The 12,376-nt window shown below is 60.8% G+C and carries 8 protein-coding genes; 5 read left to right on the forward strand and 3 right to left on the reverse strand.

Annotated elements, in window-relative coordinates; all coding sequences use genetic code 11:
* Nucleotides 1–114: 114 nt before the first annotated feature.
* Nucleotides 115–984 (reverse strand): Tim44 domain-containing protein, encoded by an 870-nt coding sequence (locus FW800_RS14710; RefSeq protein ID WP_032878653.1) that lies wholly within the window; start codon nt 982–984, stop codon nt 115–117.
* A gap of 233 nt (nt 985–1,217) precedes the next feature.
* Nucleotides 1,218–3,401, reverse strand: coding sequence for a DNA helicase II (gene uvrD, locus FW800_RS14715; protein ID WP_446437874.1), 2,184 nt, complete (start codon nt 3,399–3,401; stop codon nt 1,218–1,220).
* A 279-nt stretch (nt 3,402–3,680) separates the two neighbouring features.
* On the opposite strand from uvrD, the gene FW800_RS14720 reads away from it, so the two are divergent.
* The 3 genes from FW800_RS14720 (at nt 3,681) to FW800_RS14730 (ending at nt 7,993) form a co-directional block, all read left to right on the forward strand.
* The gene (locus FW800_RS14720) at nt 3,681–6,554 is read left to right on the forward strand and encodes an EAL domain-containing protein (RefSeq protein ID WP_446437875.1); all 2,874 of its coding nucleotides are present in this window, start codon (nt 3,681–3,683) and stop codon (nt 6,552–6,554) included.
* Nucleotides 6,555–6,717: 163 nt separating this feature from the next.
* Nucleotides 6,718–7,584 carry a transcriptional regulator HexR gene (gene hexR / locus FW800_RS14725; RefSeq protein ID WP_003177007.1) on the forward strand — a complete coding sequence of 289 codons (867 nt, stop codon included), beginning with the start codon at nt 6,718–6,720 and terminating at the stop codon, nt 7,582–7,584.
* Nucleotides 7,585–7,795: 211 nt separating this feature from the next.
* Entirely contained in the window at nt 7,796–7,993 is a 198-nt protein-coding gene (locus FW800_RS14730; RefSeq protein ID WP_087945270.1) for a PA3496 family putative envelope integrity protein, read from the forward strand.
* Here the strand turns inward: FW800_RS14730 and FW800_RS14735 are convergent.
* Nucleotides 7,923–8,897 (reverse strand): LysR family transcriptional regulator, encoded by a 975-nt coding sequence (locus tag FW800_RS14735; protein ID WP_032878656.1) that lies wholly within the window; start codon nt 8,895–8,897, stop codon nt 7,923–7,925. The two genes, FW800_RS14730 and FW800_RS14735, sit on opposite strands and share 71 nt — an antisense overlap.
* A 196-nt stretch (nt 8,898–9,093) precedes the next feature.
* On the opposite strand from FW800_RS14735, the gene FW800_RS14740 reads away from it, so the two are divergent.
* Nucleotides 9,094–10,509 (forward strand): acetyl-CoA carboxylase biotin carboxylase subunit, encoded by a 1,416-nt coding sequence (locus tag FW800_RS14740; RefSeq protein WP_003195732.1) that lies wholly within the window; start codon nt 9,094–9,096, stop codon nt 10,507–10,509.
* Between the two features lie 11 nt (nt 10,510–10,520).
* Nucleotides 10,521–12,329, forward strand: a complete 1,809-nt coding sequence (oadA, locus tag FW800_RS14745) for a sodium-extruding oxaloacetate decarboxylase subunit alpha (protein ID WP_248160777.1) — start codon at nt 10,521–10,523, stop codon at nt 12,327–12,329.
* Nucleotides 12,330–12,376: the final 47 nt, after the last annotated feature.

The raw sequence follows: 12,376 nt of genomic DNA on the forward strand, positions 1-12,376 counted from the left end.
TGGCGCGGTTTATAGGGGCGTTTTATACAGTAGCTCGCTATAAGTGCAACCGTGAAATAGAAAACCCCGGACATGTCCGGGGTTTTTGTTACCGCTTGCTCAAACGCGTGAGTATCAGCTGTTCTGGCGGATACCGGCGACCAGCCATGGCTGGTTCTCGCCCTGGGCACGTTCCATGTTCCAGCTTTCGCTGAACACTTCGCCCTGGTCGAAACGCGACGACTTCGACACGCCGCTGAAGGTCAGGGTGGCGATAGTCTTGTCGGCACGATCATCCACACCTTCAAGCTGTACGCGCAGGTCGTCGATGTAGGTCGACTGGAACGCATCGCCGATCTCGGCGCGTTCGCGCTTGAGGAACTCCAGCAGTTGCGGAGTCACGAACTCGGCAATCTTGTCCATTTCGTTAGCGTCCCAGTGCTGTTGCAGGGACTGGAAGTGGCTGCGGGCCGCTTCGACGAAACGCTCTTCGTTGAACCAGGCCGGAGCATTGATCACCGGACGGGCGGCGGCAGGTGCTGCCGAACCACCGAAGATCGAACCCATGGCTGGCTTCTGCTCGAACACTTCACGCTGCATCGGCGCGCCGGCTGGAGCAAGGTGCTCCTGCTGCTTGCGGCGACGGGCAGCGATAAAGCGGAAGATCACAAAGGCGATGACGGCCAGGATCAGGATGTCGAAGATCTGCATGCCCTGGAAGCCGCCGCCCATGAACATGGACGCGAGCAGGCCACCGGCGGCGATACCGGCCAGAGGGCCCAACCAGCGCGAAGCACCGCCGGCCTTGGCAGCAGCGCCAGCCGCACCGGCTGCACCCGCAGTTGCGGCAGCACCGCCGGCACCGGCGGAGGGAGCCATTTGACTGGTTTGGTGAGTCGGCGCTGCGCCAGAGCTTTTGCCGCCACCGAAGCGTTTGGCGTTGGCGTCCAGGCTCATCGTCAAGCCGATGCACAACGCCATGGCGATGCTAAGAAAACGTTTCATAAAGGGAATTCCCATTTGTGGATTGCACGCGCGCCATGTTGCACAGGTGTCGTGGCAGTGGCTAGCGGCATAATGTTTCGGGCTTTTGCGTAAGACCAAATCCGAAGGGTCTGTAGGACTAACTACAGATATTGGCCCGTGCTCTTCTAAAACAAGGGTGGGCCAATAATCTTCATGTTACGCAGTGTTTCTTGTGGCGAGGGAGCTTGCTGCCTCGCCACAAACAGCTCGCTTCAGACCGCTTCGAGCTTCGCGTAACCCATCATCAGCCACTTGCTGCCTTCGGCGAAGTTCACCTGCACCCGGGCCTGCGCACCGGCGCCTTCGAAATTGAGGATCACACCTTCGCCGAAGATCGCATGTTTGACCTGCTGGCCAAGGCTGAACGGGGTTTCAGGAATCTCGGAACCGGCAAACATAGTGCTGGAGTTCTGCTGCTGGCCGCCCCCGAACGGGCGACTGACGCTGTTGGACAGGCGCACTTCCTGGATCAAGCCTTTCGGCACTTCACGTACGAAACGCGACACCTTGTTGTAGGTCTCGCTGCCATACAGGCGCCGGGTCTCCGCGTAGGTCATCACCAGGTTCTGCATCGCCCGGGTAATGCCCACGTAGGCCAGGCGGCGCTCTTCTTCAAGGCGGCCGGGCTCTTCCAGGCTCATCTTGTGGGGGAACAGGCCTTCTTCCATGCCCACCAGGAACACATAGGGGAATTCCAGGCCCTTGGCACTGTGCAAGGTCATCAACTGGATGCTGTCTTCATGCTCATCGGCCTGGGTATCGCCGGCTTCCAGTGATGCATGACCCAGGAAGGCGGCGAGCGGCGTCAGCTCTTCATCTTCCTCGGTGTTTTCAAAGGCGCGGGCAGCGCTGACCAGTTCCTCAAGGTTTTCGACCCGGGCCTGGCCTTTCTCGCCTTTTTCCGCCTCGTGGTAGGCGATCAGGCCGGACTGCTCGATCACGGTCTGGGTCATCAGGTGCAGGGGCATTTCTGCGCACTTGGCGGCCAGGTTCTCGATCAGCTCGACAAACACCCCCAAGGCCCCGGCAGCGCGGCCGGTCAAGCCTTTGTTGGCGATGAGCAAACGCATGGCTTCCCACATAGACACATCGGCATGGCGCGCATGGTCGCGGATCGCTTCAACGGTTTTCTCGCCAATGCCGCGGGCCGGGATATTGATCACCCGCTCCAGCGCCGCGTCGTTACCACGGCCTTCGAGCAAGCGCAGGTAGGCCATGGCGTTCTTGATTTCGGCACGTTCGAAAAAGCGCTGGCCGCCGTAGATGCGGTACGGGATACGCTCGCGCAGCAAGGCTTCTTCCAGCACCCGCGATTGGGCGTTGGAGCGGTACAGAATCGCGATATCGCTACGGGCCAGCCCGGTTTTCAGCGCGCTTTCGATGGTTTCCACCACGTAGCGTGCTTCATCGTGTTCGTTGAACGCGGCATACAGGTTGATCGCTTCGCCTTCGCCGCCATCGGTCCACAGCTCTTTGCCCAGGCGCCCGGTGTTGTTGGCGATCAAGGCGTTGGCGGCCTTGAGGATCCCGGCGGTGGAGCGGTAGTTCTGCTCCAGACGGATGGTCACCGCGTCCGGGAAGTCCTCGGAGTACTGGTAGATGTTCTCGATTTTCGCGCCGCGCCAGCCGTAGATCGACTGGTCGTCATCACCCACCACCATGAGGCTGTCGCCGCCCTTGGCCAGCAGGCGCAACCAGGCGTACTGCACGGCGTTGGTGTCCTGGAACTCGTCCACCAGAATGTGGCGGAAGCGCTTCTGGTAATGGGCCAGCAAACCGGGGTTGTCACGCCACAGGTCGAGGGCGCGCAGCAACAGTTCGGAGAAGTCGATCACGCCTGCACGCAAACACGCCGCCTCGTAGGCTTCATAAATGCTGCGCATGGTAGCCAGGAACAGATCGCCGCTGGCCTGGATATGCTGCGGGCGCAGGCCCTCGTCCTTCTGACCATTGATAAACCATTGGGCCTGGCGCGCCGGCCAACGCTGTTCGTCGAGGCCCAGTTCGCGGATCACGCGCTTGACCAGGCGTTGCTGGTCGTCGCTGTCGAGAATCTGGAAGGTCTGGCTCAGCCCCGCTTCCTGCCAATGCGCCCGCAACAGGCGGTGCGCCAGGCCGTGGAAAGTGCCCACCCACATGCCGGCCGGGCTGATGCCCATCAACTGCTCGATACGATGGCGCATCTCGGCAGCGGCCTTGTTGGTAAAGGTCACCGACAGGATGGAATGCGGGGACGCGTTTTCGACCTGGATCAACCAGGCGATACGGTGCACCAGCACTCGGGTTTTACCGGAGCCAGCACCGGCCAGGACCAACTGACGGCCAACGGGGGCCGCTACGGCCTGGCGTTGGGCATCGTTGAGGGAGTTCAGCAAAAGAGAGAGATCATCGCGCATCGACGCATTCTATGGGCCTAAAGGGGCTCGGGCAAATCCCAATGCCCGGTGGTCGACGCAAAACACTTCGCACACCACCCAGCGGGCAAAGATTCTGTCGTGAGGGATGACCGGTTGGTCATGGGCCGCAGCCCGCGCCGCGTCTTGCTCGAGCTGTCTGGGCCAAAGGTTTGCGGCCCATTGCAGGCGGTTTTTTATGACGTGGGGCAGTTTGGCCCAGGCGCTTGCTTGTGTATGCTCCGTCGACGTTTCGGGTTCACCATTATAAGAACATCGCCTATGACCCTTAGCACTGACCCGTTTGGCTCCTCGGTGGCGCCCGCGCAGGTCATCCGCAAACACTATGCAACCCAAATGGCGGTCGAGCGCACACGCCTGCTGTATCAGGGCTCGTTGCTCCCGACGCTGCTGATGCTGGTCAATGGCCTGGTCTGCGCCTGGTTGCTGTGGAATCCCGAGCACTACCTGCTCGACAGTCTCTGGCTGCTCTGGTTACTCGCTCTGGTGGCGATGCGCGTGATCCAGGTGGCGGCTTTTGATTCGGCCATGCCCAGCCGCCAGGCCCAACCGGTGTGGCGGCGTATGTTCATGCTCGGCTCAGCGGTCAGCGGCCTTACCCTGTCCATTGCCGCCATTGCCCTGGTACCCGCCGACAGTTTCATGCATCAGGCCTGGGTGTTCGGCCTGATCGGCGCCGCTACCTTGTCGGCCAGCGTGGCCTATGCCGTGAGCCTTTGGGCCTTCCTGTCATTTGCCTTGCCCTGCCTGTTGCCGGCCATTATTTATCTTTTCTGCAATGGCACCCCACAGCAGCAGGGCTGGGGCGTGCTTGGCCTGATCCTGCTGGCGTCCCTGAGCCTGGTGGCGTGGCAGGTCAACCGCTTGATCCACCGCGGGCTGTTGCGTCGCTTCCAGAACCAGGCCCTGATCGAGCACCTGCAGCAGGCCCGGCAGCGCAGCGAGCAGCTGAACCTGGAGCTGGTGCGTGAAGTCGAGCAGCGCCGCCAGGTCGAGCAGGACCTGCGCGAAGCCCAAATCGGCCTGCAAGACCGCGTGGCGCAACGCAGCCAGGAACTGGATGCCGCCAGCCTCGCCCTCAATACCAGCGAAGCGCGCCTGGCCATGGCCCTGCAAGCCAGTGAACTGGGCCTGTGGGACTGGAACCTGCAAACCGACGAAGTCCATCACACTCAGCTCAAGGAGCTGTTCGGCCTGGAGCCTGAATACGTCAAGGCGATGCTCAGCCACCTCAAGCCGCGCCTGCACCCCGACGACCTGCCATTGCTCAAGCACGCGCTGGTGGAGCACTTGAAAGGTCGCAGTGAGGATTATCAGGTGGAATACCGGATACGTCATGGCGATGGACATTGGATGTGGATCCAGGACCGTGGGCGTGCGGTAGAACGTGCGCCCAATGGCCGCGTCGTGCGGATGCTCGGCACGCGCCGCGACATCAGTGCCAGCAAGGCGCTGGAAGAACAGCAACGGCTCGCCTCGACGGTGTTCGAGGCGGCCAGCGAAGGCATCGTGATCCTTGATCCCGAGTACGCGCTGATCGCGGTGAACCAAGCGTTCAGCCGTGTCACCGGTTTTGACATCGACGACATGCTTGGTCGCAATGTCGTGGAGCTGCCCAGCAGTCGCGATGCGCGGCGCCACTTCCCGATGATCCGCCAGGCCCTGCTCAGCCATGGCACCTGGCAGGGCGAGCTGGTAGAAACGCGCAAGAACGGCGAGCTCTACCCGCAGTGGCTGCAATTGAATGTGGTGCGCGATGTTCGGGGAAACGTCAGTCATATTGTAGGCTTTTTCGCCGATTTGTCGGCACGGCGCGAATCCGAAGAACGTATGCGCTACCTTACTCACTATGACGAGCTGACCGGCCTGGCCAACCGTTCGCTGTTTCGCGAACGGCTGCACGAAGCCCATCAACGCGTGCGCCAGGGCGGGCGCAGCCTGGCGCTGCTGCATATCAACCTGGACCGCTTCAAGTTGCTCAATGACAGCCTGGGCCATGAAGTGGCCGACCAGTTGTTACAGAAAATGGCCCGGCGTTTGATCAATGCGCTGCCCGAAGCCGACACCATTGCGCGCTTGTCCGGCGATGAGTTCGCGGTGCTGTTCGATGCCTACGGCAATTTGTCGAGCCTGGCGCGCGTGGCGACGCGGCTGTTGGCGAAACTGCGGGTACCGGTAACGGTGGAGGGGCACGAACTGGTGGTCAGTGCTTCTATGGGGGTCAGCTTGCTGCCGGATAATGCGCGGGAGATCTCTGCGTTGGTCAGCCAATCGAATATGGCCATGCAGCACGCCAAGCATCTGGGCGGCAATAATTTCCAGTTTTACACCGACAGTTTGCAAGCCAGCACCCTGGAGCGTCTGCAGCTGGAAAACCACCTGCGCAAAGCGATCGAGGAGCGCCATCTGAGCGTGTTCTACCAGCCGAAGTTGTGCCTGGCGACCGGCAAGCTGAATGCCGCCGAAGCGCTGATTCGCTGGGAGCATCCGCAGTGGGGCATGGTGCCGCCGGGGGACTTTATCGGCCTGGCTGAAGAAACCGGCTTGATCGTGCCGTTGGGAGAGTTCGTGCTGCGCCAGGCGTGCCGGCAAGCTTGCGAGTGGCAGCGCCAGGGGCTGGCGCCGATTCGCGTGTCGGTGAACCTGTCGGTGCATCAGCTGCGTCAGGGCAAGCTGGTCAGCCTGGTGCGTCAGGTTCTGGAAGAGACCGGGCTGGACCCGCAATACCTTGAGTTGGAACTCACCGAAAGCCAGTTGCTCGATAGCGTTGAGCACATCATCGCCACTTTCCAGCAGTTGCGTGACCTGGGGGTGAAGCTGGCCATCGACGATTTTGGCACCGGTTATTCGTCCCTCAGTTACCTCAAGCGTATTCCTGTGGATTACGTGAAGATCGACCAGGCCTTTATCCGTGGCCTCGGTCAGGCGCGTGAGGACGCCGCCATCACGCGGGCTATCATTGCCATGGCCCATGGGCTGGCGCTCAAGGTGGTGGCCGAGGGCGTGGAGGATCAGCAGCAGCTGGATTTTCTGCGCGGTGAACAGTGCGATGAGGTGCAGGGTTATCTGATCAGCCCGCCAATGCACGCCGAAGGGCTGGCGGATTTGTTACGCAAAAATGCAGATTTTTCTTAACGCCGCGTTGGCCGCCTTTATGGCTACATGGCGTCTGCCCGCTGAAACCAGAGGGGAGCAGGGCGATTTAGTGATGCATCGAACGGGCAAAACGACAATTCTTGTAGTATAACTACAAGCTTGCTACATCCCTGGCACCTGCCAATAACAAGAGTCCTGCCCTTTGAACCTGTTGCAACATATCGCCCAGTCGCGCCACCTGTTACGCAAATCGGAACTCAAGGTTGCCGATCATGTGCTGCTTGACCCTGCGGCCGTGATGCACAGTTCCATGGCCGATCTGGCTCACAGCGTGGGTATCAGCGAGCCGACCATCGTGCGCTTCTGCCGCGCCATTGGTTGCTCCGGGTTTCAGGATTTGAAACTCAAGCTGGCGCAAAGCCTGGCGGCCGGCGCGAGCTTCGGCCAGTTTGCCATTCATGAAGACGACTCCGTCGCCGACTACAGCCTGAAAATCTTCGACACCACCCTGCACACCCTGATGGAAGTGCGCGAGAAGCTCGACCCGGTGGAGCTGCAAAAGGCCGTGACCGCGATGTCCCAGGCCCAGCGCGTCGAGTTCTACGGCTTTGGCGCTTCCGGCGCGGTGGCTGCCGATGCCCAGCACAAATTCTTCCGTCTGCTGCTGACGGCCGCGGCCTACAGCGACCCGCACATGCAGGCGATGTCGGCAGTGACCTTGAAGCCCACTGACGTGGCCATCTGTATTTCCCAATCCGGTCGCTCCAAAGACCTGCTGATCACCGCCAACCTGGTGCGTGAAAGCGGCGCTTCGCTGATCACCCTGTGCCCGAGCCAGACGCCATTGGCGGAGCTGTCCACGGTGAACCTGGCGATCGACGTGCATGAAGACACCGAAATCTACACACCGCTGACCTCGCGTATTGCCCACCTGGTGGTGATCGACGTGTTGGCGATGGGCGTGGCCATGGCTCGCGGCCCGAGTCTGGTCAACCACCTCAAGAGCGTCAAACGCAGTTTGCGCAGCCTGCGTCTGTCACCCAAGTCCGTCAAAGCCCTGGACGACTAAATACCTGCACACAGAACTCAATGTGGGAGGGGGCTTGCTCCCGATAGCAGTAGGTCAGTCAATGAATCTGTGACTGAAACTCCGCTATCGGGAGCAAGCCCCCTCCCACATTAGATTCTCCATGCATCCAGAATCTTCATGAGGCTGTCATCCCCCCGTCATCCGTCGCGCCCATCCTGTACTCCCCCGTACTCGCATTGGGAGACTCCACATGACTCGGCATTACGAAGACAGCAACAGCACCGTCAAGACCCGTCGTCAGCAGGAAGACCAGCGCCGCATGGCGTTCCGTCGCGCCATCGAAGACCGTTGCGAAGAGCGCCAGTTGCTCCAGAGCATCAGTGACTACCCGGAACTCCATTGGCAGGCACCCGTGGCTGCCCAGCGAAACGCTCAGCCAGCGCGCTGATCTGCACCCGTTCGCTGCGGATAAAGCCCAGGAACGCATGGGCCACCGGTGACAGGCGTTTGGCCTTGGCCTGCACCAGGCACCAACTGCGGTACAGCGGCAGTTCTTCCACCGGCAGCTCTTTGAGCCCGCCGGTGGCCAGTTCCAGGTTCAAGGCGTGGCGCGTCAGCAGCGCCACACCCAAACCTGCGACCACGCACTCTCGTTGCGCCTCGGCCGAGGCCACTTCCACGGTTTGTGTGAAGTGCACGCGTTTTTCCTTGAAGTACTCTTCACACGCCAGCCGCGTGCCGGAACCCGGCTCGCGGATAAGTAGCGTGTAAGGCTCCAGGTCCTGCAGGCGCAGCGGCCCTTGCAGGCTCAACGGATGATCCGGCAGCGCCACCGCGACAATCGGATTATTGAGAAACGGCAGGAATTCCAGGCCCATGTCCTGGGGCACCATGGACATGATCACCAGATCATCGCGGTTATCCGAAAGCCTGCGGATTACCTGGGCACGATTGACCACGGTCAGGTGCAGTTGCACTTCCGGGTGCTGGCGCTTGAAAGCCGCAAACAGGTGCGGCACGAAGTACTTGGCGCTCGATTCCACCGCCAGCTTCAGTTGGCCCTGCAGTGAGCCCTGCATATCCGATAGCTGCATATCGAGGTTTTCCAGGCGCCCGAAAATATCGCGACTGGCCCGTTGCAGGGCTTCGGCGGCCTCGGTCATGTAGAGCTTCTTGCCGACGTAATCGAACAGCGGTTGGCCGATCAGTTCTTCCAGCTGGCGGATTTGCAGGCTGACGGCCGGTTGCGTGAGGGACATTTCCTCGGCGGCACGGCTGTAAGAGCGCAAATCGCACACCTCATGAAAGATCTGAAGTTGTCTTAATGTCAGCCTCATCAATGACTTGCGCATTATTTATCCCCTCTCAACCCCGGCCATACCGTCAACTATAAGTCTTTGCTTATGCATGACCCAATAATTATTGATTTTTGTTAATCCCTTGGCGGGCTTAGTGTGTGTCTCGCGACTGTCATGAAACATTTGGTCACGCGCCGACCCACCTCAAGCGGGTCGAAGAACGCAGCAATCGGCTCAAGGGAATTTCCAAGTGATAAAAAAGATCCTGATCGCCAACCGTGGTGAAATTGCCGTACGAATCGTGCGTGCCTGCGCCGAGATGGGCATTCGCTCGGTCGCGGTTTACTCGGACGCCGACCGCCACGCGTTGCACGTCAAACGTGCCGACGAAGCCCACAGCATCGGTGCCGAGCCCCTGGCCGGCTACCTCAACCCGCGCAAGCTGGTGAACCTGGCGGTGGAAACCGGTTGCGACGCGCTGCATCCCGGCTACGGCTTCTTGTCGGAAAATGCCGAACTGGCGGATATCTGCGCCGAGCGCGGCATCAAGTTCATTGGCCCTTCGGCCGAAGTGATTCGCCGCATGGGCGACAAGACCGAAGCGCGCCGCAGCATGATCAAGGCCGGTGTGCCGGTCACTCCCGGCACCGAAGGCAACGTCGCGGATATCCACGAAGCGCTGACCGAAGGCGACCGCATTGGTTACCCGGTGATGCTCAAGGCCACTTCCGGTGGTGGCGGGCGCGGTATCCGTCGTTGCAACAGTCGCGAAGAACTTGAACAAGCCTTCCCCCGCGTCATTTCCGAGGCCACCAAGGCGTTCGGCTCGGCGGAAGTGTTCCTGGAAAAATGCATCGTCAATCCCAAGCACATCGAAGCGCAGATCCTGGGTGACAGCTTTGGCAACGTGGTGCACCTGTTCGAGCGCGACTGCTCGATCCAGCGTCGCAACCAGAAGCTGATCGAAATTGCCCCCAGCCCCCAGCTGACCCCCGAACAGCGCGCCTACATCGGCGACCTGTCGGTGCGCGCGGCCAAGGCTGTGGGTTACGAGAACGCCGGCACCGTGGAGTTCCTGCTCGCCGAAGGCGAGGTGTATTTCATGGAGATGAACACACGGGTGCAGGTGGAACACACCATCACCGAAGAAATCACCGGGATCGACATCGTCCGCGAACAGATCCGCATTGCCTCGGGCCTGCCGCTGTCGGTGAAGCAGGAAGACATTCAGCACCGTGGTTTCGCGTTGCAGTTTCGCATCAACGCCGAAGACCCGAAGAACAACTTCCTGCCCAGCTTCGGCAAGATCACCCGTTACTACGCCCCCGGCGGCCCCGGTGTGCGTACCGATACAGCGATCTACACCGGCTACACCATCCCACCGTTCTACGACTCCATGTGCCTGAAACTGGTGGTGTGGGCGTTGACCTGGGAAGAAGCCATGGACCGCGGCCTGCGTGCCCTGGACGATATGCGCCTGCAAGGCGTGAAGACCACCGCCGCCTACTATCAGGAAATCCTGCGCAACCCGGAATTCCGCAGCGGCCAGTTCAACACCAGTTTCGTGGAAAGCCACCCTGAGCTGACCAACTACTCGATCAAGCGCAAACCCGAAGAGCTGGCCCTGGCCATCGCCGCCGCCATCGCCGCCCACGCAGGCCTGTGAGGAACATTCCAATGACTAAAAAGATCTTCGTAACCGACACCATCCTGCGCGACGCCCACCAATCGTTGCTGGCCACCCGCATGCGCACCGACGACATGCTGCCGATCTGCGACAAGCTCGACAAAGTCGGCTACTGGTCCCTGGAAGTCTGGGGTGGTGCAACGTTCGACGCCTGCGTGCGCTTTTTGAAAGAAGACCCGTGGGAGCGCCTGCGCAAACTGCGCGCCGCGCTGCCTAACACACGCCTGCAAATGCTGCTGCGTGGCCAAAACCTGCTGGGCTACCGCCATTACAGCGATGATGTGGTCAAGGCCTTCGTGGCCAAGGCTGCCGTCAACGGTATCGATGTGTTCCGAATCTTCGACGCCATGAACGACGTGCGTAACCTGCGCGTGGCCATCGAAGCGGTCAAGGCTGCCGGCAAACATGCCCAGGGCACCATCGCCTACACCACCAGCCCCGTGCACACCGTCGATGCGTTCGTGGCCCAGGCCAAACAATTGGAGTCCATGGGTTGCGACTCTATCGCGATCAAGGACATGGCCGGCCTGCTGACTCCTTATGCCACTGGCGAGCTGGTCAAGGCGCTCAAGGCCGAGCAGAACCTGCCGATCTTTATCCACTCCCACGACACCGCGGGCCTGGCTGCGATGTGCCAACTCAAGGCTATCGAAAATGGTGCCGACCATATCGACACCGCCATCTCCAGCTTCGCCTGGGGCACCAGCCACCCGGGCACCGAGTCGATGGTCGCCGCCCTTAAAGGCAGCGAGTTCGACACCGGCCTGGACCTGGAGCTGCTGCAGGAAATTGGCCTGTACTTCTACGCGGTACGCAAGAAGTACCACCAGTTTGAAAGCGAGTTCACGGCGGTCGACACCCGTGTGCAGGTCAACCAGGTACCGGGCGGGATGATTTCCAACCTGGCCAACCAGTTGAAAGAGCAGGGCGCTCTCAATCGCATGAGCGAAGTACTCGCCGAAATCCCGCGTGTGCGTGAAGATCTCGGCTTCCCGCCGCTGGTGACCCCGACGTCGCAGATCGTCGGCACCCAGGCGTTCTTCAACGTGCTGGCCGGTGAGCGCTACAAGACCATCACCAACGAAGTGAAGCTCTACCTGCAAGGCGGCTACGGCAAGGCCCCGGGCACTGTGAACGAAAAGCTGCGCCGTCAGGCCATCGGCAGCGAAGAGGTCATCGACGTTCGCCCGGCTGATTTGCTCAAGCCGGAAATGACCAAGCTGCGCGGTGAAATCGGCGCGTTGGCCAAGTCCGAAGAAGACGTGCTGACCTACGCCATGTTCCCGGATATCGGGCGCAAATTCCTTGAAGAACGCGACGCAGGCACCCTGGCCCCTGAAGTCCTGCTGCCGATTCCGGAGGCAGGCGGTGTGGCCCGTGCCGGTGGTGAAGGCGTGCCGACCGAATTCGTCATCGACGTGCACGGCGAAAGCTACCGTGTAGACATCACCGGTGTCGGCGTGAAGGCTGAAGGCAAACGCCACTTCTACCTGTCCATCGACGGTATGCCGGAAGAAGTGGTGTTCGAGCCGCTCAACGAGTTCGTCAGCAGCGGCGGCAGCAAGCGCAAGCACGCCACCGAACCCGGCCATGTCAGCACGGCGATGCCGGGCAATATCGTCGACGTGCTGGTCAAGGAAGGCGATGTGGTCAAGGCCGGCCAGGCTGTATTGATTACCGAAGCCATGAAGATGGAAACCGAAGTGCAGGCCGCGATTGCCGGCAAGGTGACCGCTGTTCATGTGGCCAAGGGCGACCGGGTCAACCCGGGTGAGATCCTGATTGAGATCGAAGGCTGATAACAGCCTTCGACACTACCGCTTAATCCTCGGGGGGGCAGGTGCCC

Source organism: Pseudomonas sp. 910_23 (assembly GCF_052850795.1).

Bases quoted from the DNA above. Each gene is read 5' to 3' on its own strand.
- FW800_RS14730 (WP_087945270.1), top strand. From the start codon at position 7,796: ATGACTCGGCATTACGAAGACAGCAACAGCACCGTCAAGACCCGTCGT.
- FW800_RS14735 (WP_032878656.1), bottom strand. From the start codon at position 8,897: ATGCGCAAGTCATTGATGAGGCTGACATTAAGACAACTTCAGATCTTT.
- FW800_RS14710 (WP_032878653.1), bottom strand. From the start codon at position 984: ATGAAACGTTTTCTTAGCATCGCCATGGCGTTGTGCATCGGCTTGACG.
- oadA (WP_248160777.1), top strand. From the start codon at position 10,521: ATGACTAAAAAGATCTTCGTAACCGACACCATCCTGCGCGACGCCCAC.
- uvrD (WP_446437874.1), bottom strand. From the start codon at position 3,401: ATGCGCGATGATCTCTCTCTTTTGCTGAACTCCCTCAACGATGCCCAA.
- FW800_RS14720 (WP_446437875.1), top strand. From the start codon at position 3,681: ATGACCCTTAGCACTGACCCGTTTGGCTCCTCGGTGGCGCCCGCGCAG.